This window comes from Psychromonas algarum (assembly GCF_004376845.1).
GTDB lineage: Bacteria > Pseudomonadota > Gammaproteobacteria > Enterobacterales > Psychromonadaceae > Psychromonas.
This window is the reverse complement of the sequence record NZ_SNUW01000012.1, coordinates 36,360-62,078: the sequence shown is the minus strand read 5'-3', so window position 1 is coordinate 62,078 and position 25,719 is coordinate 36,360. Positions and strand designations below refer to the sequence as shown.

27 protein-coding genes and 5 tRNA genes are annotated in these 25,719 nt (G+C 35.6%); 15 read left to right on the top strand and 17 right to left on the bottom strand.

Annotation, left to right across the window (positions count from 1 at the left end; all coding sequences use genetic code 11):
• The first annotated feature begins 1,021 nt into the window (after window positions 1–1,021).
• Genes E2R68_RS14205 through E2R68_RS11915 form a run of 3 tightly spaced genes read left to right on the top strand, consistent with a single transcriptional unit; the run spans window position 1,022 to window position 3,359 of the window.
• Entirely contained in the window at window positions 1,022–1,147 is a 126-nt protein-coding gene (locus E2R68_RS14205; RefSeq protein WP_279587480.1) for a hypothetical protein, read from the top strand.
• A gap of 39 nt (window positions 1,148–1,186) precedes the next feature.
• The gene (locus tag E2R68_RS11920) at window positions 1,187–2,650 is read left to right on the top strand and encodes a hypothetical protein (RefSeq protein ID WP_134277907.1); all 1,464 of its coding nucleotides are present in this window, start codon (window positions 1,187–1,189) and stop codon (window positions 2,648–2,650) included.
• 37 nt (window positions 2,651–2,687) lie between these two features.
• Window positions 2,688–3,359, top strand: coding sequence for an outer membrane beta-barrel protein (locus E2R68_RS11915; protein WP_134277906.1), 672 nt, complete (start codon window positions 2,688–2,690; stop codon window positions 3,357–3,359).
• 128 nt (window positions 3,360–3,487) lie between these two features.
• Here the strand turns inward: E2R68_RS11915 and E2R68_RS11910 are convergent, their stop codons facing one another.
• Window positions 3,488–3,745 (bottom strand): tRNA modification GTPase, encoded by a 258-nt coding sequence (locus tag E2R68_RS11910; protein ID WP_243834674.1) that lies wholly within the window; start codon window positions 3,743–3,745, stop codon window positions 3,488–3,490.
• A 560-nt stretch (window positions 3,746–4,305) separates the two neighbouring features.
• Here E2R68_RS11910 and E2R68_RS11905 point away from each other — a divergent pair.
• Window positions 4,306–5,007: a response regulator gene (locus E2R68_RS11905; protein WP_134277905.1), complete on the top strand. Its 702-nt coding sequence runs from the start codon at window positions 4,306–4,308 to the stop codon at window positions 5,005–5,007.
• Window positions 5,008–5,033: 26 nt separating this feature from the next.
• Window positions 5,034–6,350: an ATP-binding protein gene (locus E2R68_RS11900; RefSeq protein WP_134277904.1), complete on the top strand. Its 1,317-nt coding sequence runs from the start codon at window positions 5,034–5,036 to the stop codon at window positions 6,348–6,350.
• A 335-nt stretch (window positions 6,351–6,685) separates the two neighbouring features.
• On the opposite strand, the gene E2R68_RS11895 is transcribed toward E2R68_RS11900, so the two are convergent.
• Entirely contained in the window at window positions 6,686–7,798 is a 1,113-nt protein-coding gene (locus E2R68_RS11895) for a PQQ-dependent sugar dehydrogenase (protein WP_134277903.1), read from the bottom strand.
• Window positions 7,799–8,593: 795 nt separating this feature from the next.
• On the opposite strand from E2R68_RS11895, the gene E2R68_RS11890 reads away from it, so the two are divergent.
• On the top strand, window positions 8,594–10,387 hold the full coding sequence (locus E2R68_RS11890; protein WP_134277902.1) for a protein adenylyltransferase SelO: 1,794 nt from the start codon (window positions 8,594–8,596) through the stop codon (window positions 10,385–10,387).
• 105 nt (window positions 10,388–10,492) lie between these two features.
• Entirely contained in the window at window positions 10,493–10,888 is a 396-nt protein-coding gene (locus tag E2R68_RS11885) for an ACT domain-containing protein (RefSeq protein ID WP_134277901.1), read from the top strand.
• A 125-nt stretch (window positions 10,889–11,013) separates the two neighbouring features.
• On the opposite strand, the gene E2R68_RS11880 is transcribed toward E2R68_RS11885, so the two are convergent.
• Window positions 11,014–12,306 (bottom strand): alpha/beta fold hydrolase, encoded by a 1,293-nt coding sequence (locus E2R68_RS11880; RefSeq protein WP_134277900.1) that lies wholly within the window; start codon window positions 12,304–12,306, stop codon window positions 11,014–11,016.
• Between the two features lie 236 nt (window positions 12,307–12,542).
• Between E2R68_RS11880 and leuE the strand changes: the two genes are divergently transcribed.
• Window positions 12,543–13,223, top strand: coding sequence for a leucine efflux protein LeuE (gene leuE / locus E2R68_RS11875; protein ID WP_134277899.1), 681 nt, complete (start codon window positions 12,543–12,545; stop codon window positions 13,221–13,223).
• A gap of 263 nt (window positions 13,224–13,486) precedes the next feature.
• Here the strand turns inward: leuE and grcA are convergent, their stop codons facing one another.
• Window positions 13,487–13,867, bottom strand: coding sequence for an autonomous glycyl radical cofactor GrcA (grcA, locus tag E2R68_RS11870; protein ID WP_134277898.1), 381 nt, complete (start codon window positions 13,865–13,867; stop codon window positions 13,487–13,489).
• 381 nt (window positions 13,868–14,248) lie between these two features.
• On the opposite strand from grcA, the gene ung reads away from it, so the two are divergent.
• The 3 genes from ung (at window position 14,249) to E2R68_RS11855 (ending at window position 16,521) form a co-directional block, all read left to right on the top strand.
• Entirely contained in the window at window positions 14,249–14,899 is a 651-nt protein-coding gene (gene ung / locus E2R68_RS11865) for a uracil-DNA glycosylase (protein ID WP_134277897.1), read from the top strand.
• Window positions 14,900–15,014: 115 nt separating this feature from the next.
• Complete coding sequence (locus tag E2R68_RS11860; protein WP_134277896.1) at window positions 15,015–15,560, top strand: hemerythrin domain-containing protein; 546 nt, start codon at window positions 15,015–15,017, stop codon at window positions 15,558–15,560.
• A gap of 286 nt (window positions 15,561–15,846) precedes the next feature.
• Entirely contained in the window at window positions 15,847–16,521 is a 675-nt protein-coding gene (locus E2R68_RS11855) for a 2OG-Fe(II) oxygenase (RefSeq protein WP_134277895.1), read from the top strand.
• Window positions 16,522–16,559: 38 nt separating this feature from the next.
• Here E2R68_RS11855 and E2R68_RS11850 read toward each other — a convergent pair whose 3' ends face one another.
• The 8 genes from E2R68_RS11850 to rsmE form a co-directional block, all read right to left on the bottom strand.
• Window positions 16,560–16,820, bottom strand: a complete 261-nt coding sequence (locus tag E2R68_RS11850) for an MFS transporter (protein ID WP_208380227.1) — start codon at window positions 16,818–16,820, stop codon at window positions 16,560–16,562.
• A gap of 79 nt (window positions 16,821–16,899) precedes the next feature.
• Window positions 16,900–17,511: an alpha-ketoglutarate-dependent dioxygenase AlkB family protein gene (locus E2R68_RS11845; RefSeq protein WP_134277894.1), complete on the bottom strand. Its 612-nt coding sequence runs from the start codon at window positions 17,509–17,511 to the stop codon at window positions 16,900–16,902.
• A 48-nt stretch (window positions 17,512–17,559) separates the two neighbouring features.
• The gene (locus E2R68_RS11840) at window positions 17,560–18,189 is read right to left on the bottom strand and encodes a LysE family translocator (protein WP_134277893.1); all 630 of its coding nucleotides are present in this window, start codon (window positions 18,187–18,189) and stop codon (window positions 17,560–17,562) included.
• The gene (locus tag E2R68_RS11835; protein WP_134277892.1) at window positions 18,189–18,695 is read right to left on the bottom strand and encodes a DUF3087 domain-containing protein; all 507 of its coding nucleotides are present in this window, start codon (window positions 18,693–18,695) and stop codon (window positions 18,189–18,191) included. Before E2R68_RS11835 ends, E2R68_RS11840 begins: the two co-directional genes overlap by 1 nt.
• A gap of 62 nt (window positions 18,696–18,757) precedes the next feature.
• On the bottom strand, window positions 18,758–19,192 hold the full coding sequence (gene ruvX, locus E2R68_RS11830; protein WP_134277891.1) for a Holliday junction resolvase RuvX: 435 nt from the start codon (window positions 19,190–19,192) through the stop codon (window positions 18,758–18,760).
• Window positions 19,192–19,839, bottom strand: coding sequence for a YqgE/AlgH family protein (locus E2R68_RS11825; RefSeq protein ID WP_208380225.1), 648 nt, complete (start codon window positions 19,837–19,839; stop codon window positions 19,192–19,194). The genes ruvX and E2R68_RS11825 overlap by 1 nt, the downstream gene beginning before the upstream one ends.
• A gap of 101 nt (window positions 19,840–19,940) precedes the next feature.
• A complete protein-coding gene (gene gshB, locus E2R68_RS11820) occupies window positions 19,941–20,894 on the bottom strand; it encodes a glutathione synthase (RefSeq protein WP_134277890.1) in 954 nt (317 codons plus the stop codon).
• Window positions 20,895–20,949: 55 nt separating this feature from the next.
• On the bottom strand, window positions 20,950–21,678 hold the full coding sequence (gene rsmE, locus E2R68_RS11815; RefSeq protein WP_134277889.1) for a 16S rRNA (uracil(1498)-N(3))-methyltransferase: 729 nt from the start codon (window positions 21,676–21,678) through the stop codon (window positions 20,950–20,952).
• Between the two features lie 221 nt (window positions 21,679–21,899).
• Here rsmE and E2R68_RS11810 point away from each other — a divergent pair, with 221 nt between their 5' ends.
• The 4 genes from E2R68_RS11810 (at window position 21,900) to E2R68_RS11795 (ending at window position 24,526) form a co-directional block, all read left to right on the top strand.
• The gene (locus E2R68_RS11810) at window positions 21,900–22,856 is read left to right on the top strand and encodes a methylenetetrahydrofolate reductase (protein WP_134277888.1); all 957 of its coding nucleotides are present in this window, start codon (window positions 21,900–21,902) and stop codon (window positions 22,854–22,856) included.
• Window positions 22,857–22,859: 3 nt separating this feature from the next.
• Window positions 22,860–23,636 (top strand): threonine/serine exporter family protein, encoded by a 777-nt coding sequence (locus tag E2R68_RS11805; RefSeq protein WP_134277908.1) that lies wholly within the window; start codon window positions 22,860–22,862, stop codon window positions 23,634–23,636.
• A complete protein-coding gene (locus E2R68_RS11800; protein WP_134277887.1) occupies window positions 23,636–24,112 on the top strand; it encodes a threonine/serine exporter family protein in 477 nt (158 codons plus the stop codon). Before E2R68_RS11805 ends, E2R68_RS11800 begins: the two co-directional genes overlap by 1 nt.
• A 78-nt stretch (window positions 24,113–24,190) precedes the next feature.
• Window positions 24,191–24,526, top strand: coding sequence for a PBPRA1643 family SWIM/SEC-C metal-binding motif protein (locus E2R68_RS11795; RefSeq protein WP_134277886.1), 336 nt, complete (start codon window positions 24,191–24,193; stop codon window positions 24,524–24,526).
• A gap of 346 nt (window positions 24,527–24,872) precedes the next feature.
• Here E2R68_RS11795 and E2R68_RS11790 read toward each other — a convergent pair.
• The 5 genes from E2R68_RS11790 to E2R68_RS11770 form a co-directional block, all read right to left on the bottom strand.
• Window positions 24,873–24,957 (bottom strand) — tRNA-Leu (locus E2R68_RS11790).
• Between the two features lie 5 nt (window positions 24,958–24,962).
• Window positions 24,963–25,037 (bottom strand) — tRNA-Gln (locus tag E2R68_RS11785).
• 143 nt (window positions 25,038–25,180) lie between these two features.
• Window positions 25,181–25,255: transfer RNA gene (locus tag E2R68_RS11780), tRNA-Gln, on the bottom strand.
• A gap of 55 nt (window positions 25,256–25,310) precedes the next feature.
• Window positions 25,311–25,395: transfer RNA gene (locus tag E2R68_RS11775), tRNA-Leu, on the bottom strand.
• A gap of 10 nt (window positions 25,396–25,405) precedes the next feature.
• A tRNA-Met gene (locus E2R68_RS11770) sits at window positions 25,406–25,482 on the bottom strand.
• Between the last annotated feature and the right edge of the window lie 237 nt (window positions 25,483–25,719).

Below are 25,719 nucleotides of genomic sequence, written 5' to 3'. Positions count from 1 at the left end.
CGTTCGCTAAGCTTTCTTGTATATAAAAACTGATGAATTTTAGCTATTTACTTATAAATTCTATGCATTAGCTTTTATTACCCAACTATTCCCATTAATTGACTTGGTGTGTGGATAACAGAAATAGTATATTAAGCATAATAAATTAATGGATGTCCGGGTTTACGAGGTTGAAATTGACGGAATTGAAAGGGTAGCGGTTGGTCTTAGCTTTTTGGTTGTCTCGTTCCCACTGTCTTCTGTGGGAATACATAGTTTAGTTTTTAGGTTTTGCTTTTTCTAGTTCCCGCGGTCTCCGTGGGAATTCATATTTAGTTGTGTTATTGGAATATAAGGTGCTGTCTCGTCTACGCTCGTCGAGTCAGATTGAGGTTTATTAGCTGTGTTTTCGCCCTGTCGGCGAGTTACTTTTCTCTTTGCCAGAAGAGAAAAGTAACCAAAAGAGACTGGCACCGAATCGCTTTCTGATCCAAATAATCAATAACTTTCTTAACGCACCAGTTCATACAGCGCGTCCATGCGCTGAATGAACTTACAGCAAACGTCCTGTTTGCTGTTGCTGAAAGTTATTCATTATTTGGGAAAGCTCAACGGTGGGGGAGTTGTAGCCGTGTTGTTAGAAGTTTTATCGTAACTGATTGATATTGCTGATATCAATTTATGGCTGTTCATGACTTTTCGTGTGGCTGTCCATGACTTTTCGTGGGGTCGTTAGACGCATTATCCGCTTATGCAAGTAACACAGGAAAACGTTGGATAGCGAGTAAAAATCAATTACGGCTGCATTAGTTCATCGTTAATTCATTTCATTCATAATTATTTTGTAATTAGCATTCGCTAAGCTTTCCTGTATACAAAAACTGATGAATTTTAGCTATTTACTTATAAATTCTATGCATTAGGTTTTATTACTCAACTATTCCCATTATTGAGTTGGTTTGTGGATAACAGAAATAGTATATTAAGCGTAATATAAATGAATGGATGTCTAGGTTTATTCCAGGTTTATTCGCGGAGCTGGATGCGACAACATCACTTAGCAAACCGTACTTTTAATGGTTATGAGAACATTGTTGATGAGGTTTGTAATGCTTGGAATGATATTGCCTTGTTTGATGATTTAAATCAAAGTGAGGTGATTTATTAAGGCATAAAGTGTTACAAGTGTCTCGCTCCATAAAATTCAATGATGATTAAAAACAATATTCTCTTCAAAATTTCAATTATTATCATTTCTGTTGCTATATTAGCTTCATGCGGTAATCAAAGTAGTGATGAAATAACTCATTTGGGCTCTACCATTGAGGGAACTGTCATTGATGGATTTAGTGATTCTGCGACAGTATTTCTTGATATTAATCATAATGGCCAGTGGGATAGCCATACCGAGCCAGGGACTGTAAGCGATTCTGATGGAAAGTTTTCTATCGCATTAAATTATGATCAAGCATTAATTTATAAAGATGTAGAATGTGATGGCGCTATATATTGGGGAGTAGTTCCTTTAGTTGCTAGTTTTTCCTCTAAACCTGGGCTCGTATTCAGTGCGCTTGACTCTGGCAACCTCCCGTTAGTTATCAGTCCGATAACATCACTCTACGTAAATCAACGAAAAACTACCTCTTCATTTTATTTTTCTAATTCGTCTGATGAATCGCTAAGTTCAACTTGCAAAAGTAATTTATTTATAACATCAACAATAAGTAAAAGTTATAATAGTTTATCTTTAACTGAAGCAATGGTTTATGAAAATTATGATAAAACAGACAATCAAGAGTTAAAAAACATTGCATCTTTAGTGAAAGAATCCCTGATTAAATCGTTTGAAGAAAAATCAAAAATATTAAATGATGAACCGGAAAATAAGTTAATTGAGGTTATTTACCTTCCAGAAAAAAATGCTTATAAGCAGGAAGGAGTAATTTGGTCCAAGACTATAGCAAAAATGACCGATCAACATCATCTAATAATAACTAATTATCATGAGTCTGATGATTTATATGGTAATTTCACTTTAAAAGACAAAGAATCTGTATACCAGTATGAAAATAATGGTATTAAAATTAAATCTAGTAAAGAATTTTATTATCCTGTTAGCGAATATTTTGCAGGAAGCTGCACTGCTAGAGAATCTATTTTAATAAATAAAAAATATAGTTTATCAAATACTTTATCAAATTCTCCATTTTATAAAGGTAGACGTTTAAATAGAGATGTTGATGATTATGATTGCTTAAATTTAAGTTTTAATGATATTGATACAAATACTGTTTTATCTGCAAGTTATTTTTTACTTGATAACCATTATTTTGACGTTTCATTAACGTATCAAAATCAAAATAGTCCGCTAAGTGATTTTTTTGATTTAGAAAATAATATAGATTTTAATCAATTAATCACCTTTTTAGATTCAATCCCCAAAGATCTTGAATCTGATGATTTATATGGAGCTGAATCACTTACTTTATCGCTTCGTTTACCACCTTTCTCACATGACTCAAATATCTTATCTCACTACAAAGATATAAAAACAACAAATGGGATAAAGGACATCTCATTTCGAAAAACAATGCGTGATAATTCAAATTCATTGCAATGTTACATTAGTGATGATGACATTAATTGGAAGTTAGTTCCTGATTTTAGATAATAACGGCTAGAACAGATACTCAAATAGGAATAATAAGATGAAAAATATAATACTAACGTCTCTGATAACAAGCGTTATTACATTTAATGCTGTAGCTTCAACAAACGATACCATTCAAGTAGGCGATCAATGGATAACTGTTGGTGCTGGTTTATCAAAATTTAAGGCTGATGGGGAACATATTGGTGGTTATAGTTTTGGTGCAGATTACACTCGTGTTTTAATGGACATTTCTGCAGATAATAATATTTATTTAGGCTTGAGTGCTGGATTAGATCATACTGATAATAAAGAAGACTTTTTTTACATTGATAATAGTGATCCTGATTATACTGATCAAACAGATGCAACTTCGAATCTAACAACTAACAATTTCTATGTTGTTCCTAAGATATTCTATTCACCTATTAATAAAGTTAAATTATATGCGGGTGTTGGTGGTGTTTTCTCTTTTATCAATGTTAATTCTAAAGGCACTTATTTAGACATTGATCATACAAATGGAACGACAGACATTCATAAGTTTGATAACTCTGATTCTGAGCATGCTATAGGAATGGTTGCTGAGCTTGGTGGCACTTATATGTTCAATGAGCATTGGGGGGCTGGCTTTAAATATCGCTTCACTCAAATAAAATATAATCTTTTTGACGATAGTTCTTCATCAAAAGCCGATAACTTTATTTTAACAGGAGCTTATCAGTTCTAATTTTATACAGTATGTGTGTTGACCGAAAGTAGAGAAAGTAGAGAAAGTAGAGGACACCCATCTATTTTTTCTAGATGCATAGAATTGAAGTGGCCTTGCTAATGGCCACTTGTCTAATAAAAATAAAATTAGTCTTTGTTAATTGTTCCGGTAATAGTCGTTCGATCAACACCAATGATTCTGTTTAGCACCCCACTTACCGAGCTCAAGTCATTTGGTGTAGTCGTCATCGTTTCAATTTTTGCATTTTCAGGTGCAAGCGCGAGTGCACGAGTCTTTGTATCTGTTGATGGTATTTGGAAAAATAGAATATTGGCACTTTCTGCATGTGTTGTGAATGCTTCTTCGGTAGTACGGTGACCAGAACAGCCCGTAATTACAGTCACGCACGCAGCCAGCATTAAGTAATGTTTAATATTCATAATAATAGTTCCTGATAGTTTAATGGGTAAGTTATTTTGTTGACGAGATAATAAAACGACGGATGCAATATGTCTGTCCGAGTTTGTCTTACTTTGTATGGATTTGTATGGCTTTTCTGCTGTTAACTTACCTAACGTCCCTGTCAGTGATTCACAACTATATCACTCTAAATAATGAGCAGGTATGGTAAAAATGAGGTCGTAAATTAAATCGAAAATAGATTAAAAAACATCACTTATTTCATTTAGAGCAATGCGTAAATAGTGTTTCACCCCAGCTATTGCGGAGTGTCGTAGACTTTGTAGTTCGTTCTCTATTCACTAATTTTTTATTTATATCGCAAGTAAATTTCACCAGCACTTACTGGCTATTTGCTCATATTTAGTTTTATGAATATTGCTTATTTTAATGATCGAATAAATAGCAAATGCTGAGCTTAATTGTGCTGATGATGAGCATCTGTATAATCGAGATACCTAGTGTTAAGCTAGTTCTTAATCTATTTTTAATGCAGATACCAAATATGACTAATGTCCGAGCAGTCCTCGTTGAAGATGACGAGAAGATTTGTGAACTACTCTCCTGTTATTTAAGTAATAATAATTTCGATGTAACTTGCGTTAATGATGGTGCTGAAGCAGCGGCCGTTATTATTACGCAGCAGCCAGACATCGTGATTTTAGATTTGATGCTACCCAATGCAGATGGTTTCACTATTTATCGACAGATTAAACCCTCATATCAGGGGAAAACGTTATTTTTAACGGCAAGTGAAGATGACTTTGATCAGGTTACCGCATTGGAAATGGGGGCAGATGATTTTGTATCTAAACCAGTGCAACCTCGAGTACTACTGGCACGTCTTAGAATGTTATTGCGTAGACAAAATAACCTCGTTACGCCAACATTAGACCCTAATCAAATAAACTTTGGCGAATTGTCTTTAGATAAACAACGTAAACAGTGTTTACTCAGCAACCTCAATATCAAACTGACCAGTAGTGAATTTGATTTATTGTGGTTACTTTCCTCTCATGCAGAGGAAGTACTTTCTCGCGAATTTCTTGTTAAAACACTACGCGGCATAGAATATGACGGTGTTGATCGTACTATAGACAATAAAGTCGTCATATTACGCAAAAAGCTGGGGGATAATCCGGCCTTACCACGAAAAATAATTACCGTTAGAGGCAAAGGTTATCTGTTTGTGCCAGAGCGTTGGTAATGTTTTTTACAATTTAAGGTTCATCTATGAAAAAGCTTTTTATTTCAGCCTATTTATTAATCATTGTCACCTTTTTTATCACCGTACTTGTAATGGAACAATTTTCGTTATTTTCCTCAGATAAATGGGATGAGCAAGACCTTCAGCAAAATGTTACTGCGACCAGTTACCTGCTCGACGAAATAGCACAGGCTAAAGGTCAGGATCATGCTGAGCAAGCATTACAAACGTTCACGCAAAAAATGCACTTTCAGTTATCAATATATGAAGCAAAAGATCCAACGCTTAATAATAAAATAATATCTAAAATCGAGAAAGAAAACTTATTTATTGAAGATGTTGATGCCATGCTTGTTTACTTTAATTTTGGTAATAAAAAGCATATTTATAAAATTGAAACGGATTATAAATCTGAATTTTGGCAGCAAGAAAGTAAATATGAATTTTTCTTTTTGCTTGAAATTTGTCTGGCGCTTGCTGTTATTACATTTATTGTCTTTTTGATGTTAGGCAGAAGGTTGCGGTGCTTAGAAAAAGTATGTGTGGCTTTTGCTGAGGGTGACCTTGATGCACGAGCTTCTACACATTTTTTATACCGCGTTGGCAACCTCAATTCAACACTAAATTCGATGGTAGAGCGAATAGCCCAGCTTATTCGTAGTAATCGTAATTTAACCAATGCAGTTGCGCATGAGTTTAGAACACCCATTTTTCGTATTCAGTGTAACCTAGACATGCTAGACGATACGGGTGTCCGTCCTGAACAATTGCCCTATCTTGAGGGAGTGCAGGGAGACTTAGATGAGCTATGCAGTATGGTCGAAGAGTTATTGCATTTTGCTAAAATGGAGCGCCTTGATAGCCAGTTTGATCTTGAAGAAATAGATATACATAACCTGCTAGATGTACAGTTAACTCACTTGCAGTTTGAAACTGACAAAAAACTTATTTTAGCAACATCAATGTCTTGTTATGCCCCGATTTCAGTACGCCCATTCCAACGGGCCGTGGGAAATATTATTCGTAATGGGTATCGATATGCAAAGTCAGAGGTAACAATATCAATACATCAAACGGAATCTGAAATGCGTATTAGTATTGAAAATGATGGTCTTAATATTCCAGTTGAAGATCGTAAAAGCATTTTTGAACCTTTCATTCGACTTGAAAAATCACGAGGTCGACAAAGTGGTGGGCATGGGTTGGGGCTCGCAATCGTTAAGCAAATTATAAAACAACATAACGGAGATATTTTCGTCACAGAAGGCCGAAGTGGTCCCAGCTTTGACATCATATTACCTTTATCTTATAAACCTGATGCGAATAGCTCAGTGAAAAGATAATCAATTTAAGTGGGAAATAAAAACAATGTAGCGGCGAATTATCCTACATAGAGTAACTCATCATAGACAAAGTTAGTGAAAATTAGCGGATACCCATCTACTTTGAATTAATTTAAAACCTAAACTATCTTTTAAAACTGTTTATTTCTGCATTTTGAAGGTCGTTCGCTATGGCTCAGTCTTAAAAGTAGTGGATAGCCATACATTGAAGTCGCGGACAGGGATAAACCTCTGCCAATAAAAATCAATTAGATCCAATGAGCGGAGACGGATCAAAACTAAAAATAGCTATGATCTCCTCACTATTGAATTTTTCCAATATTTTAGCAAGTAAACTACGGCATTAACCTTAAGATCCCTTTGCCATCAATACCCAGATAAATATATCCATCATTACCTTGAATAACATTTCTTACTCTACCTACATCTGCGAGTAATTTAGTTTGTTTAACAATGCGTTCGTTGTTTATTTCTAGTAACACTAAATATCCGTACTTCATTGAACCGAGTAATATTTTGCCTTGCCATTGAGGGTATTTGTTACTGGTAATATACGCCATTCCTGATGGGGCAATAGAAGGATCCCAGTATAATTTAGGTTGCTCCATTCCTTCTTTTCTAGTGATGTCGGTATAATTGGTACCAATATAATTTGTGCCATAGCCGATCACTGGCCAGCCATAATTTTTACCAGCTTCAATCAGATTAACTTCATCACCACCTCTTGGACCATGCTCATGTGACCAAACTTGATTACGTTCAGAGAGCGTAATTAACCCTTGTGGATTACGATGACCATAGGAATAAATCGCCTTTTTAGCATTGGCTTGTTGATAAAAAGGGTTGGAGGCTGGGATGGTGCCATCAAGATTTAATCGATAAATTTTACCACCATCAAGGGATAAGTTTTGTGGATTTTTATCACGCTGCCCACGGTCACCAATTGAAAAGTAGATAAACTCATCTGTGATGGCGATACGACTACCATAATGGTTTCCTCGGGTTGAGTCTCCTTCGCCAAGGTATAATACTTTCTGCTCAGCTAGCTGATTATGTTCAATATCTAACTTGGCGCGCATTAAAGCCGTATTGCTTCCGGTTTTGTTTTCACTCGCATAGGTGAAAAATATAAGATGATTGATTGAAAATTTAGGGTGTAATGCAATATCCAGTAAACCGCCTTGGCCATTCACATCTATTGCAGGCAAACCGATAATTTCCACGGGAGGTTTCCCCTCGGTTAATAACCACAACTTACCAGAACGTTCGGTCGCTAATATTTTTCCATTCGGCAATTGAGTCATTCCCCAAGGGATGCTTATATCAGACCACAGCACTTTTGTTTTGTAAGGTGTTTTATCTTCAGTGAGTGAAAGTGTTTGCATACCCTGAACTGAAGTGGCTAAAAGACTTAGGTGAATGAAGAATAGTGTCTGCCAAAATTTCATATTTACTCCTTTTCTACATGAAAGTAGGTTGTCACTGAATGTTGATTAATACTCATTGTTTGGTTTTAGTTACTTTACTATGCAAATGTAGGAATAAGTTTACAAGGTTTAATTTGCTAATTTCGTTTATGTTTTTTGTACTTTAGTTGAAACGTAATTGAGGCGCAGGATCCATCCTGCTTTGGTTTGAATGTGGTTTGGTACTTTTATGAACAGGTATTATCTCGTCTGCGCTCATCCAGTCGGAGTGCCTTTTTCTTTGCTTTTGTTGGTGTGGATCTTTTGGGCACGCAAAAGACAGTAACACGTCGTTAGCGCGGAAATCTAAAGCTAACAATATCAACTCAACTCAACGAGCGCAGACGAGCCAATACAATCTGAATACTAAAATATGGTTTTCCACGTAGACCATAGGAACGAGAAGATATTTAAAAAACAGTAGGATCAATCCTACGCCCCAAAAAAAGAAGCAAAGTATTGCTCCCTATACATTGAAGCCAATAATATCAATTAGTTAATTATTAAAATGAGTGCATTTCTTGGATCAAGAAAGCGATTAGGTGCCAGTCTCTGCTGGTAGAGAAAAAAGTAACTCGATGAAAGGGTGACATCTAAAGTTAAAAATATCAGACTGACTCGATGAGTGTAGACGAACTCAACAAAGTCAATATCAACAAACTCAATCTACAACATACTAATATTTTTCAAATTAGAACAACTACAGATCTCTCTAAAATAACAAGGTAAGATACAAACTATTAACATTTATTTTTACGAACCTTGGTATAAAAAACTATGACAAATCAGCAGCCTCAGAAAAAAGACTCGTCTACATCTTCTATACCGAATATACCTGCCATATCGACGTTAGCGGATCTTGCTAAATTAGCTGATTATTCCTTAATGGAGTCACTTAACTGCGATCCTGACGCGACAGAAAATGGTGTTGATTATGAAGCTCGACAAGTTTTCTCGGGTCATTATGTTCCTGTCAAACCAACACCAATTAAAGATCCTGAATATGTTACGCATAGTAAACCTTTTTTTGCTGAGCTTGGTTTAACTGATTCGATGGCAGAGTCTGCTGACTTTATGCGTATGTTCTCTGGCGATCTTTCTCAGGTGCCAGCGCCGATGAACAAACTAGGTTGGGCGACTGGATATGCGCTTTCTATTTATGGTGTTGAATTTATTCATCAATGTCCGTTCCAAACGGGTAACGGTTATGGAGATGGTCGTGCGATTTCAGTACTTGAAGCTGTTATCAAGGAGCAACGCTGGGAAATGCAATTAAAAGGTGGTGGTCGTACTCCTTATTGTCGTGGTGCAGATGGCCGTGCAGTTTTACGCTCTAGTGTCCGTGAATTCTTGGCTCAGGAACACATGCATGCACTTGGTGTCTCTACATCTCGTTCGTTGAGTTTGTATGTTTCAAAAACAGAAACTGTAAAGCGTGGATGGTACTCAGAGGGGGCCCGTTCTGAAAATCCTGATATGTTGATATCTGAACCCGTTGCTATTACAACACGTGTTGCTCCGTCATTCCTTCGTGTTGGCCAACTTGAACTTTTTGCTCGCCGTACTCGTGAAGATGAGCAGTTTGATGAGCAACTTAAAGCAATGCAAGAGCTTGAAAAAATTGTGCTGCATTTAATTGATCGTGATTACGCTGATGTTATCGATAAGCAACTTTTGTTGTCTGAAAAAATAGTGTTGTTGGCAAGTGGGTTTCGTGACCGCGTGACGTCATTGATAGCAAACTGGATCCGTGTTGGTTTCTGCCAAGGTAACTTTAACAGCGATAACTGTGCTGCAGGTGGTTTTACGCTTGATTATGGTCCGTTTGGTTTTTGCGATGTGTTTAATCCACAATATCAGCCTTGGACAGGTGGTGGTCATCACTTTTCGTTTATGAACCAACCTAAAGCTGCAGAAAGTAACTTTGAGATGTTTTGTTCGGCATTACGCCCGTTACTGGTAGAACACCAGGATGCTTTGCTTGCACTTGATGAAATTCAACGAGGATTCTCGACGCTTATGCATTCGAAAATGCAAAGCATGTGGGCAGCTAAACTGGGTTTTAGTACCTTGGACAATGCAGCTCACAAGGCGCTGCTTAATGAATTACAAACGTTGATGATACAAATGCCTGTGGATTATACTATTTTCTTTCGAGAACTTTCATCGATACCGAATGATATTCGTCCACTTAAAAAAAGCTTTTACAATAGCTCAAATAATACGGCACATGAGTCAGATAGCAATCAGACAGATACACGTTGGATAGAGTGGTTGTCAAAATGGAAAGCATTGATCAACATCGATTGTGATGCAAATGGTAGCAGCATTGAAGCCGTTTCTAAGCAGATGAAGTTGGTTAACCCCAAATACATTTTGCGTGAGTGGTTTGTTGTGCCTGCTTATCAGCAAGCAACCCTTGGGAATTACGCTTTCATTCGAGAGTTACAAGAAGTGATGACACAACCTTATACGGAGCAGTCGCCGGAGGTGGAAGATAAGTTCTATCGATTAAAACCGCTTGAGTTCTTTAATATGGGCGGTGTCTCTCATCTTAGTTGCTCGTCGTGATAAGTTAAGTTTAACCAGTAAAATGGCAGCTTGGTTCGTTATGTTTATATAGCCAAGCTTTATTCGTCCGTTATTTGGACATTAATATTATAAGGAAGTGTCCCTATGTCAGGCATTACAGATTTAGATGAGTTATTGCGTTCAATGAGTCCAACACTGATTGATGCTGAGTTTGTTTTTTGTACCGTTTCAGCTGATCTCAAAGAGTATGTGGATTTAAACCCGATTGCTACTTTTATTGAGTCCGAAGGTCTAACACTTGTTGTTGAAAAATCAATAGCGGAAAAAGCGGGCTTATCTTTTGAGGGTACGTATAGCCAAATTACGTTAACAGTCCATTCTAGTTTAGATGCCGTTGGACTTACTGCTGCAGTCGCTAATAAGTTGTCATCCAAAGGCATCAGTGCAAACGTGATCGCTGCGTATTATCACGATCATATTTTTGTACAAACTAATAAAGCAGAGCAAGCAATATCTGCGTTAAAAGAGTTTAGCGCATAATATAAAGTAATCGATGGGCTTAGTTTTTGCTTTTTAAAAAGCAAGTAATACTCAGCCTATGAATCCATTTTCTGTAATACTAGGTGCTATTGATCTTATTTGTTGAACGCTAAAATAATAAAAAACTACTTGGGTAAATTATCTAACGTATTGGCTATTTCAATTAAACGACTTAGAATTTTCTCTCCGTCTACACCAATTCCATTGTGTTCATATTCATTGGTTATCCAAGCTTTAGACATTGGGATGTTAGCTAAAGTCTCACGACTATAATCAAGTTCTACAAACATATCCTCCGCATATACTGCACAAGCTAGTGGTACTTTGTTTTTATTTAATATATCGGCATCGTATAAATTGCCCCAATCTTGCTTTTTAGCTAATAAATTGGCTGTTTCGCGCAATGGTTTTAATGTTTCTAACTGCTCAAACATCCATGGGTAAACCATCTCTCCAGTAAAGATAAATGCTTTACCTGTTTGATAGTTGAACTGTGAATATTGTTCACGTACTCGGTGTGCAGACCAGTTTGAGGCTGTGCCTTGACAATAAATAGATTCATGCAAAATGGCATACAGAGGGTTGGTAAGATAACTTTGTTCTTGCTGCATTTGGTTTAAGAAACTGTAACTAAGTTGTTTGCAGCCATTAACTTGTATAAATGCACTTTCTAATAGGTAGTAGAGTGCTAAATTTGCATTACAGCGACCTAAGTTAATACCTATAAGCTGAAATTGCTCAACTGTAAACTGTTGACCATTAGGCAAGCTTACTTCGTGATCCAATAAATATTGTGCGATATCGTTACATATTTTTTGTGCTGCTGGGAACTGCTCAAAAAATACATTATTTTTATCAATTGTACGTTGATAAGTTGCTTGATAAACCTCATCGGCATGTCGAGTAATTGAGGGGATGCCACCTGTTACATAACAACGAGAAAGGCTTTCGGGAAATAATGACAGGTAAGTTAATGTACAAAAGCCACCAAAGCTCTGCCCTAAAGTAGCCCATTTTTCGATGTTAAGTTTAATACGGATCGTTTCTGCATCACGTACTATATTGTCAGCTCTAAAGTGTGTTAGGTATTCTGCTTGCTGGATTGCAGATAGGCCTGCTAAGGATGCTTGGCTGATCTCTGAGCTGTGTCCTGTACCACGTTGATCTAATAGTAGTACTCGATACTCTTGTAATAATCGCTTTAACCAATCTGTTTCTCCACTTGCTCGCGGAGATTGAAAGCCTGGGCCTCCTTGAAAGAAAACTAACCAGGGTAAATCTTGTTTATCTTTGGCTAAATCAACTAATTCACGTGCAAAAACAGTTATATGTATTGCATCTGGTTTATTGTGATCAAGTGGTAATTTGAAATTGTGCTGACGATATAAAGTTGTTCCATCGATAAAACTTGTTTGCAAAGTTACAGTCCTTTTGTATGTTGATGAGTGAAACGAATAGCAATAGCAGATCTATTTTACTGATTAAAACAACTACAATAGCTTTTTATCTAAGATGTTGAAATCTATATTATTGGAAAGTAGTGGACATCTAAACATTAAACTTAATAATACTCATTACATACGGTGTCCAATATTTTAAGCTAGTATACTCGTGAAAAATGGATTGAGCTTTAAAGTTATCTTAGGGAGTTAAAATGTTAGAAAGTTTAAATTTACAAGATCTCGGTGTGGTGAATTATGTCACTTATTTTATTGGTGCATTATTTATTGTGTTATTACCCGGGCCTAACTCTTTGTATGTATTAGCTTTGTCTGCTCGACAAGGCGCTCGATTTGGTTGGTCTGCATTATTTGGCATTCTAGTAGGTGATTCAATATTAATGCTAGCAACTGCATTAGGGGCTGTTTCTATTTTGGTGAGTTATCCTGCTGTATTTATGGTGATTAAATATGCCGGTGCTGCTTATTTACTTTATATAGGTTATCACTTAATTAAAGATGCAATTAAAGGTTGGAAAAATGTAGCAGATCAGGATATACAAAATTCCATTACTGAGAAAAAAACAAGTAACGGCAAAGCCTTCCGTAAATCATTATTGGTGAGCTTGCTAAACCCTAAAGCAATTCTATTTTTTATTTCGTTCTTTGCTCAGTTTGTTGATCCTAGCTACCCACAGCCTGTAATACCGTTCTTAATTTTAGCTATAACACTGCAAATATTAAGTTTTACTTATTTAGTTGTGCTGATTTATGCTGGACAAAGGTTGGCGGAAGGGTTTAGAAAACGTCAAAAAGTCAGTTCTGTTTCTGCTGGTGGTGTGGGCGTTGGTTTTATGGGATTTGCAATTAAGTTAGCTTTAGCAACAACAGGATAGTTTTACTTTTTATTGTGGCTAAACATATAAGGAAATATGAAAAAGTTAGTACATAATATTTGATGGTGAAACAGTGGAATAATAAACTGAAGCTTTTTTACAAAAATCATTTAGATAGCTACGTTAGTTATCAACAAGTATAGAAAATTCATTGAGTATTTTGATGGGTATGGATTATAAAATAATATGATAGGTATAAAAAAAAGGGAAGCTTTGCTTCCCTTTTTAGTTTTAAACTTTTACACAACTAATAAGCGATTAGCTTACATGCTTTCAGTGAAAGTACGTGTTAATACGTCTTGTTGTTGCTCTGGAGTCAATGAGTTAAAACGTACTGCATAACCTGATACACGAATAGTTAATTGCGGGTATTTTTCAGGGTGTTTAACTGCATCTTCTAATGTTTCACGGCGTAAAACATTCACGTTTAAGTGTTGACCACCTTCTTGGATAGCTGGAGCTTGAACAGCAACTTCTTTGTATTCGATGTCGCCTAATTCAGCTAAAGAGATGATTTGATCTTCTGCATATGCATTGTCTTTCACACATAAACAACGTGCTTGAGAATTTGTTTCATCTAATAACCAGAAAGAGTTTAATAATGAAGCGTTATCTGATTTAGTGATTTGGATACCTAAAGCCATGATATTTCCTTAATATTGGTTAAAAATACTTAATGTATGTTAAATGTTTTTTTACAATCAATTGTGTAATTAAATTACAAAATGGTAGTAAATATACAAATAACGGTGGTGGTTAATTAATCTGCTTAAGATTATATTACTGCTAGGGATTGATGTAAATCAATATTCACCTGTTATTTGTGTGGTTTATTTGCGCTTAAATTGAGATAGATCAGTGTAAAATTGCAAGTCATTGTTTTTGATGGGTTATTAAAGTTGTTTTAATTGTTGTTTTATTATAAAAAAATAAACGGGAAATATTTAATTTAAACTTAATAATTAACAAATACTTATATGCTATATTTTTCTTGAATTTTTAATGCGTTTTAACAAGGGATAAATATGTCGTGGATAAATTTTATAGAGAAAGAGCAGCAACAGGCATATTTTATAAAACTTCAGCAGTTTATTGATCATGAAATTTCTGTTGGAAAAATCATCTATCCTGCTGAAGAAGATCGTTTTAAAGCATTTTTATTAACTGAGTTAGAAAATGTCAAAATAGTAATTTTAGGACAAGACCCTTATCATGGTGAAAAGCAAGCTCATGGTTTGAGTTTTTCTGTTCCTGAAGGGATCAAGTTGCCACCATCATTACGTAATATATATAAAGAGATTGCAGATGATCTTTCCCGTACAGTGATGCCTGAGAGTGGAGACTTAACGTTATGGGCAAAACAAGGTGTCTTGTTATTAAATACCGTTTTAACCGTCGAAAAAGGGCGTGCGGGTAGTCATCGAAAACAAGGCTGGGAGCAATTTACTGATAATGTGATAAAACATATTAATGAGCATAAACAAGGTGTTGTTTTCCTGTTGTGGGGAAGTGATGCCATAAAAAAATCTAAGATAATAGATGCTCAACAACACCATATTTTAACGTCAGTACATCCTTCACCTTTGTCTTCCTATCGAGGGTTTTTTGGCTGTAAGCATTTCTCTAAAGCTAACCAATTATTATTAGCGCAAGGAGATTCTGCTATAAATTGGTAACCTCTAATGAGTGTTTAGTCATTGAGACTTTCTTGATTTAGTTCAGGATTTTATTAAGTTACTTTGACTATAATCGAAACATAGAATTTTATTTAATTATTAAATGGGACTTACAATGATTGATCGTATCCATCAAGACCATAAAAACATTATGCTATTGTTAAATGCTTTGAGTGACAAAGTAGAATTTTTAAAAGAAGATAAAAAAATAGATTATCAGATTGTAAAATCTATTATGAGCTACCTTAAAAATTATTCTGACAAATATCATCACCCAATGGAAAATTTAATTTATGCACACTACCTAAAATATAGAGTTGTGCCAGATGAAGTAGCTAACCGATTAAGTCAAGATCACCAAGAATTAAAAACAATCACTAAAGAACTTGATGAAATGTTAGGCATGATTTTATTGGATGCGATTATTTCTAAAGAGTTGTTTATTGAAAAGCTTGAGCAATTTGTGGTTAAACAAAAACAACATTTAACTTATGAAGAAGAAGAAATTTTCCCTGCAATCAAAAGCAGTTTATCACCGGATGACTGGTTAAACTTAAATCAACAATGGAAACATAACGAATATGTTGAACCATTATTTGGTGATAAAATTAGTAATGAATTTAAAGCGCTAGCTGATAGTCTTAAATTGGTTAAGCGATAATTTAAATTAGTATTTTTTATTTTTAAAGCCGCTCTCTATGTATTTAGAGAGCGGCTTTTTTATTTACCAATAACTATTTAATAAAGCTTTTCTTTTCACTTAAAACTGTCACTATGCTGACACATTTCTTTTGAGTTTTTACTACCAATAACTAGCCTCCTCAATCAAGCTCTTAGGGTTTGAATTCGCCTATGCTTTTATATTTTTATTATTAATAGGTCTTAGTACGTTTATTCAATATTTTAACGAAATTTTTATATCAATTTTGTTAGGAAAGGACACCACTTTGTTAGCTACAAGTACAGTTAGCCACTTTGCAGGCAACGATACCATCGATGAATCTTTGTTTGCCCTTATTGCACAAGATATTGAACAGCGTGGATATAGTGTTTTACCTGCTGCTTTACCTGATATATTAACTAATACTTTATTTGTTCATCAACAAACAATGCAAGTGGATAAATTTAAAAATGCAGGCATAGGTAGGGGGAAAGCGTATTTAAAAAATGAATTTGTAAGGACCGACGCAATCAGTTGGATCACAGATAATACAGCTGCAGGTCAAGATTGGTTAGATTGGACGACACAATTGCAACGTTATTTAAATCGACGATTATTTCTAGGATTATTTTCCTTTGAAAGTCATTTCGCACATTATCGCCCTGGTGATTATTACAAACGTCATTATGATGCTTTTAAAGGCGAATCAAATCGAGTGTTATCAATTGTGGTTTATTTTAATAGTCAGTGGCTACCAAGTGATGCTGGAGAATTAGTGTTATATAAAGATGACCTTGATAAAGAAGGAATTAAAGTGGTTCCTTTAATGGGGACCATTGTGGCTTTTTTAAGCGAGGAGTTTCCTCATGAGGTATTAGCAGCTAATCGAGATCGTTATTCTATTGCTGGTTGGTTTCGGGTTAATACTTCAGTCACAGATAAAGTTGATCCACCTTTGTAGTATTCAGGTATTAATAGAATAAAAAAACGCCAGCAGACTTATTTACTGGCGTTGAAGTTAGCAACAGCGATGATAGTGACCGAGGTTGTAGCAGTTGTCATTGTTAAATGTACATAGTTTTCACCGATATATTTAGCCACACCGATAACATATAGACCACTCATACAAACAGTTGTGAAGATTAAACCTAATAACCAGTACTGTGGTCTTTTCATCGCTTCTGTAAGTGTGAAGTCACGTGGTGCAACAGCTGTTTTTGATTGAGTTGATACTTCTTGTTTGGGCGCATCTGTCATCATCAAACCACCGATGATACTTTTGGACTACGTTGCTGTTTAGTGATGAGTTTTTGAAATAGTTGGGTACGAGTGAATTGTTTTAATTTGGAGATATAGTACGAAAGGTTAAGTTAATTCTAGGTTCTGTTATTTTTTTACTCGGAGGTAAACGATGTAACCAATATTGTTGAGTTGTGCCTTTCATCACTAGCAGACTGCCGTGTTCTAAAATGATTGAAATCATTTCTTGGGTTGTTTTATGTTTAAAAGAGAAAACTCTTTCTGCACCAAAACTTAAGGATGCGATGGCTCCATTTATTTTTAAATCCTTTTCTGCATCACTATGCCACGCCATGCCTTCATTGCCATCATGATATAAATTCAGTAAACAAGCATTAAATTGTTCACCCGTTCTTTGCTCTACCATTACTTTTAATTGTAGTAATTCACTTGTCCAAGGAAGGGCTTGTTTTGTTACTTTTGAATAGGTGTATTTAAAAGCTTGATCTGCATACCATGCCACTTTTCTTTTAGTGGTAATAGTTTGATTATTGATCACAGCTTGATCATGTTTCCATGCAATATTTGTTAATAAATGCTGAAAATAACTATCTGAAGCATCTAAGGAAAGTAGCTCACCATAATATAAAGCAGTACCTTCTTTAGGAAGAAGGTTTTCTGGGTTGATGATTGATTGGCGAAATAAATTCATCGTTTACTCATTTTGTGTTTAACTTAATCCTACTTAATTTAACCTAGCCTAGTTCCCTAATAACAATTTAATAGCGAGAGCAATAAGAACAACACCTGTTAAACGCTCCATTAATAGCTGTGTTTTACCACCATCAAAACGTTTTTGAGCTGTGACTATCATACGGCTTATAAAAGCTTGCCAACATAATGCAATCACAAAATGAATGGTTGCCATGAGCATTGATTGCATGAACGCTGAATATTCTGGATTAATAAATTGTGGTAAAAAAGCGAGGTAAAAAATGGCTGTTTTAGGATTTAAGACATTAGATAATAAACCTTCTCTAAAACTTTTAATGAAATTAAAGCTGCCGTTGCAAGATAACTTTTCTGGATCTTTTGCGGATACTGAAAAACTGTGTCTTAATCCTTGTACCCCAAGATATAGAATATATATTGCACCAATAATTTGTACCGTTTGAAATAGTGTCGGTGACTGCGACAGTATGAGTGAAATACCAATTGCAGATAACGATGCGTGGAAAAATAAACCACAACAAATTCCTAAATTAGTAATAAAACCATCTTTTTCGCCACCTCGACTGGTGTTTCGAATGACCAGTGTTGTATCTAAACCCGGGGTCATCGTTAAGATGGTAATGGCAATTAAAAAAGCTTCAATATGTAAAATAGGCATTAGTAGTTCGCTAGTTGTGTGCTGTTATATTGGTTAATATCAAGAGTGACTTGATGCGTGTCAGCTAATTCTTGAAGTTTTTTTTCTAGTGAGGCTAAGTGCCCCAATGTAATCGTGTTATTGTCTAATTCCCAAAGTTGTCGCGAAGCTGAGTAACTGAAATGTAGTATTTGCATCGCTACGGTATCACCTTGCTTTGCTGCTGCTTCAATTTTTTTAATGCGTCGGTTAATTTTGTTTAATGCTTGTTTTAAATCCCAAACATAACTCACTTCATAAAAAAAATCGTGAGACTTTAATTTTAATAAGGTAATTAAAACAACCAGGCTAGTAACAACAACACCAAATAAATTCCAATGGAAATGGCTACCTTCAGAAGAGGGCATTAATAAAATAAGGAGCTGACTTATTCCTAAACTACCAATTGTTAAAGTACCAATACAAGCAAATATCACTTTATTTAAACGCTGACGGTATCGCTCTGGATTGATTTCTGTAAGTTGCATATTGCTTATATCCTTGTAAGCGGAAGTCATTAAAAATGAAATATAGTCGTTAAATATGGGGGTTATTGATAATAACTTTCCATCCAACTTTCTAAAATAAGCGCAGCTGAAACACTATCGACTTTACCTTTTTCAAGCGCTTTGTAACCACCTCGCTCGAAAATAAACTCTTTGGCACTTGCTGTTGTTAAGCGTTCATCTTGGAATACTGTCTTTACACCAAAACGACCCGTTAAGCGGTTACCAAACTTTTTAGCTCGTTGGGTGATAGCTTGTTCGCTACCATCCATATTAAGAGGCAAGCCTACGACAACTAAATCTGGCTTCCACTCTTTGATAACAGCTTCAACTATATCCCAATTAGGGATCCCATCATTTGCTTTGATTGCTAAAATTGGTTGAGCTGTTGCTGTGATCATCTGCCCTGTAGCAACACCGATACTTTTAGTGCCAAAATCAAATCCTAATAATGTGGTTGGTATTTCTTTTGTTGTCATTATGCGTGGCCTACTGCGCTGCTTAAATGTGATGGGTCAATACCTAAACGTTGTAAAGAAGAAATCCAACGTTGATCGACAGGAGTATTAAAAATAATATCGTTTTCAAAGTCGATGGTGAGCCATTGGTTTTGGTTCATCTCTTCTTCTAATTGTCCTGAATCCCAACTAGCATAACCTAAAGCTACCATATATTTCTCAGGTGCATCATCAGTACCTAGTGATGCTAAAATAGTACTAGAGTTAGACATCATTAATTGTTCATTAAGTTGTGTACTTTTGGAGTTGTCAGATAAAGGGGTATGTAAGACAAATCCACGCTCCATATCTAATGGGCCACCTAAAAATACAGATTCAGTGAGTGGGGGATTAGGCTCATAATCGATATTTTCTACATTTTTTAATAGTTCTTGTAATGTCAGCTTTACCGGAAAGTTAATAATAAACCCTGTTGCACCTTGTTCATCATGCTCACACAAATACACTACAGACTGCTTAAAGTATGGGTCTGTCAATGATGGCATTGCAATTAAGAAGTGATCCTTTAATGAACTAATGATTTCTGTCGCAGAAGGATTACTGATGTTGGCTGAATCATTATCTGAATTGATATCAGGATCTGCAAAAGGTTTTTTTTTATCAATCATGGTGTGACCCTTCATTACAGATGAATTTATTGCCATTTTAAAGTTGGCAATAAATTCAAACTTTATTATGTGATGAGTGAGGAAATATATAAGTTGCTTGATTAAGCGCCTTTTACACGTTTTTCAATAGCATCCATTAACTTACCACTAATATTAGTACCGTAAGCTTTATCAATTTCTTGAATACAAGTAGGACTAGTCACGTTGATTTCAGTCACTTTGTCACCAATAACATCTAAGCCAACAAAAATAAGTCCTTTTTCTTTTAACTTTGTACCTATGGTATTTGCGATATGCCAATCAGACTCAGATAGGGGTTGTGCAACACCTGTTCCGCCTGCTGCTAAGTTACCACGAGTTTCACCTTTAGCAGGAATGCGTGCTAATGCATAAGGCATTGGCTCGCCATCAACAATTAAAATACGTTTATCACCGGCTTTAATTTCTGGGATAAAGGCTTGTGCCATGCAATAACGTTGCTCATGTTCTGTTAAGGTTTCAATGATCACGCCGATATTACTATCATTTTCTTTGATACGGAAAATAGATGCGCCGCCCATACCATCAAGAGGTTTTAAAATAACATCTTTATGTTGCTGGTGGAATGCACGGATTTTATCTGCTCGACGAGTTACTAAAGTTGTTGGTGTAAATTCACTAAACCAAGCGGTATAGAGTTTTTCATTTGCATCACGTAATGATTGTGGTTTATTAACAATTAAACAACCTTCATCTTCTGCACGCTCTAATAAATAAGTTGCGTAAATATATTCTGTATCAAAAGGAGGATCTTTACGCATTAATACAGCATCTAAATCAGAAAGAGGGTGATCAACCGTTTCTTCTAATTGATAAAAATTACCTTCTTCACGCTGTACTGTTAGTTTTTGACTACTTGCATAACAACGACCATTTTCAAGATACAAATCTTTCATTTCTAAATAATAAAGCTCCCAGCCACGAGACTGCGCTTCTAATAACATAGCAAAACTTGAATCTTTTTTAATGTTGATGTTAGCAATGGGATCCATCACGATGCCAATTTTAATAGTCATATATTTTCCTATTCTTAAATATATTTAAAGTATGTTAGTAATTAACTGCAACAGCTTAAGCTAAATCACCAAAACGACATTGTAATGCTGTTAACGCTGTTAATGCCGCTGTCTCAGTACGCAAAACACGTGGTCCTAATAATGTTTCTGTAAAATTTAATGATTCTGTCAGTGTTATTTCATCATCACTTAATCCACCTTCAGGGCCAATTAATAATCGTACATGATTAATATCACTTGGTAAGGTATTAATTGAATACTTAGCTCTTGGGTGTAAAGTTAATTTACAGCAATCAATATCTATTTCACTCCACTCTACAAGTGTTTGAGTTGGATGTATTGTTGGTACTAGGTTTCTACCTGACTGCTCACAAGCTGCAATAGCAATCTTTTGCCATTGCTGTTGTTTTTTGGCCATGCGCTCAGCATTTAATTTAACCCCACAACGCTCACTGATTAGAGGTGTTATTTCATTAACACCTAACTCTACTGCTTTTTGTATCACAAATTCCATACGGTCACCACGAGAGATAACTTGACCTAGATGTAAATGTAATGGGCTTTCATTATGAGTTTCTTGAAATGAGATAATTTTAGCTTGGCAATGACGTTTTTGAACTTCACTTAATTGTGCTAAATATTGTCCACCTTGACCGTTAAACAAGCTAATTTGGTCACCGATGCTTAAACGTAAAACACGTATATGTTGGACTGCATCATCGGATAACTCAATATATGTATTTTCAGCTAATGGTTGTGGTTCATAAAAACGTGGATTGCGCATAAGAGTGACTTTTTGATTATAAATAAGGCTTAGTATAACGCGAAAACTTTGCATATCGCTATTGCTTAATAGGATCAATTAACAATACGATTTAACCTGATTCATTATTTTGAAAATATTATGAAGAGAGTGATTTAATTGTTATTTCCTTAATATCAATTCACTACAAGATATGGGATAATTTTTTAATTTTATTTTGTGTGATGGTTTAGGATCTTGTTATGTATAACTCTAAGTTAAAAAGTATTACTACCGACCCCAAGCGTGGTGTTTATTTCATTGGTACTACCCCCCCTAAACAAGATACCGACTTGGAATTAGTTTCAGGTATTGCGGATAAATTATTAGGACGATTAGAAGAGATCGATTACGACGGTTTTATTGTTTATGATATTCAAGATGAAACCTCGCGTATTGATAAACCTCGCCCATTTCCATTTAAATACACACATGATTCACGTTTATATTCCAAATTATTACACGATAAAGTAGGTAAGCCGGTGATCACTTATAAAAGTGTTTCACAACGTGATGCAGCAGATTTTTCATCATGGTTATCTGATGCTTGGCATCAATTTTCAGTGCGCGATATTGTATTAGTTGGCTCTCCTTCATCTGAGGGGGAAATTAAATTATCGTTAGCCGATGCGTACAATACTTTACAAGCACACCCTCAAAACTTTTATTTAGGAGGAGTGACAATTGCGGAACGCCATGTTGCTAAAGGAGATGAGCATTTACGTTTACTTCATAAACAAGAGCAGGGCTGTGAATATTTTATTACTCAGGCTGTGTATAATGCACAAGCAACCATTGATCTATTAACGCGCTATGCAAGTGAATGTAAACAACAAGGTGTACAACCTAAACGTGTTATTTTGACTTTCTCACCTTGTGGTAGTGCTAAGACATTAGAATTTATTGAGTGGTTAGGTATTTCTGTTCCAGAAGCAACGTCATTACGTATTTTAGAATCTGATAATCCATTAAAAGAATCACTGCAAATTAGCCGTAATAATTTTGAACAAGTTTTGCAAGCCGTCTTACCTTTAAATATTCCATTAGGATTAAACATTGAAAGTTTAACTAATCGCAAAGAAGAGATAGACGCAGCTATATTATTATTCAAATTACTTAAAGCAACCTTAGATTTGAAACTCGCTGAATCACAATTATAAATGATGAACTTATCAAAAGAGCAACAAACAGAGTTAACACGCATTGCCGTGTTAGCTGGACAAACCTTACACCAACATGGTGCAGAAAGTCGTTTAATTGAACAAACTACACAACGCCTAGGTCTTGCGTTGGGGGCTGATAATATTGAATTGTCAATCAGTCCTGATGCCATTGTTGTAACGACATTAATTTCTGGACACTGCGTGACCACAACAAGACGTTGTTTCGACCGTGGTATCAATATGCAAATGGTGTGCGATGTACAACGTATTTGTGTCATGGCAGAGAAAAAACTATTAGATGCACAGGAAGTAAAAAAAAGGCTTCAACGTTTAAAACCTTTTAAACACAACCGTTGGTTAGTGGTATTAATGATTGGTTTTTCATGTGCGAGTTTCAGCCATTTTTTTGATGGAGATACAGCCGTTTATTGGACCACTTTTGTTGCTTCAAGCTTAGCGATGTTATTACGCCAAGAGTTAGCACATAGGCATCATAATCCTTTTGTTATTTTTGCTTCGGCGGCATTTGTGGCGACTACAGTAACGAGTTTAGGCGTTGTGCTTGAAGTTGGAGAACATCCTCAAATAGCGATGGCTGCAAGTGTGTTATTGCTTGTACCAGGATTTCCTTTGATTAATGCCGTATCTGATATGTTAAAAGGGTATATTAGTATGGGTATTGCTCGCTGGGTATTTGCAACCTTATTAGCAGTAAGTGTATCGATTGGTATTGTGGCGGCAATGACAGTCACTGGCGTATCTGGGTGGGCACACTAATGACAGCATTTTGGGATACTTTCTATCTGTTTCTATTAGATGCCTGGTTTGCATGGATACCAGCTGTTGGTTTTGCAATGGTGTTTAATGTGCCACGTAAAATGCTGATCTATTGTGCATTAGGTGGAGCATTTGCACATAGTTTACGATTTCTTTTAATGCATTTTAGTATGCCAATTGAGTGGGCTACATTAATAGCATCAACCAGTATGGGTTTTTTAGGTCTATATTGGTCACGTAAACACCTTATTCCTCGTCCTGTTTTTACAGTGGCTTCTGTGATCCCAATGATCCCGGGTAGCTATGCTTTTGCGGCTATGGTGGGACTAGTAGAAATTAATACTGGTGGATATAGTTTAGAGCTAATGCAAGTAGTGATGGAAAATGGTTTGCGTACGTTATTTATTCTCACAGCATTAAGCTTTGGTTTAGCATTACCATCTATTTTAATTTATCGTGGGCGCCCAATTGTCTGAACAATTGTATGATCAATTATGTTGTGAATACTGTACACTGTGCGAAAAATGCTAGGCGATGAATAAAAAAGGTTAATTATGTCAGATAAGTTTTTCTTCAAAGGTAAAAAAGAGAAAAAACCAAAACACTCAAGTTATGGTTTTAATACAAAGCGTGCTGTAAAAGCGGGTACTGAAGAGTTACCAGCACAAGTAACGGTTAATAGTGAATTACGTGCTGAAGAGATCCAAGCATTAGCGACAGAGCATAATTTAGTGATAGCTATTACTGTTGATGCTGAACAAGCAGAAAATACAACAGAACTTGATGTACTAATTAATAAGCCTATTACAACACGTTTTGAAAAAAAGCCTACTCGTAATGAACCTTGCATTTGTGGCAGTGGTAAAAAATACAAAAAATGTTGTGGTTAATAGTAAATAAATATTCTGCTCATTAGCAAAGCTAGATATTTATGACCTTCTTATAAGGCCTTATTTCGATCTCTAATTGAATTGGGTTTTATAAGATTTACTTATTACTCTTTTTAATTTTTGCATTCATTCCAGATATTATTTTATTTGTATCACTCAATACTTACCCATCTAAAATATTTTACACTTCTATTTTTAATCCATCACCCTCACACCTCCAGCATTCGGTCTAGAATAGCTGAACCTAAATCTTTATTTAGTATGACTTAGATAATTAATTCATGAATTTTAGGTATAAAAAAACCAGCTATAAGCTGGTTTCATTATTTTAGCGAGTGGCTAAATATGGTGCGGAAAGAGAGACTTGAACTCTCACACCTTGCGATACTAGAACCTAAATCTAGCGCGTCTACCAATTCCGCCACTTCCGCAAATGTGGCTGGGATAAGAGGATTTGAACCTCTGAATGCCGAGATCAAAACCCGGTGCCTTACCGCTTGGCGATATCCCAGTTGTTTTATTTTATAAGAGTTCATTCTCTTTTTAATACTGCTGAGATTCTATATTAAAATCTCTCGATACATAACCGATTGCTGTATTGTAAGTTTAACCTTCTTCAAGGATACTAACTTGTTAATAACAAATTAGTGAATGTGGCTGGGATAAGAGGATTTGAACCTCTGAATGCCGAGATCAAAACCCGGTGCCTTACCGCTTGGCGATATCCCAATTACTATTTTTAAGAGTTTAATCTCTAAATTGAATTCTTTAATTAAATAAAGAATGGTGCGGAAAGAGAGACTTGAACTCTCACACCTTGCGATACTAGAACCTAAATCTAGCGCGTCTACCAATTCCGCCACTTCCGCAATAAGTAAATGGTGGCTACACCGGGATTTGAACCTGGGACCCCATCATTATGAGTGATGTGCTCTAACCAGCTGAGCTATGTAGCCATTTTTACTTTAATCTCTATCACGACTGCTAAGCAGTGCGTCATTTCGATGGGGCGCATTATGCGGATATCAGCGTTCATCGTCAACTAATTTTTAAGAAAAAAATCGTTTTTTTGTTTATTTGCCTAATTGCTAATCAAGTTGTTTTTATTTTGTGCAAACATAACTAAAAATAAGTCTAAATAGAGTTTTATATTAACTAAAAAGATAAACTGCAGATAATTAAAACTCAATATT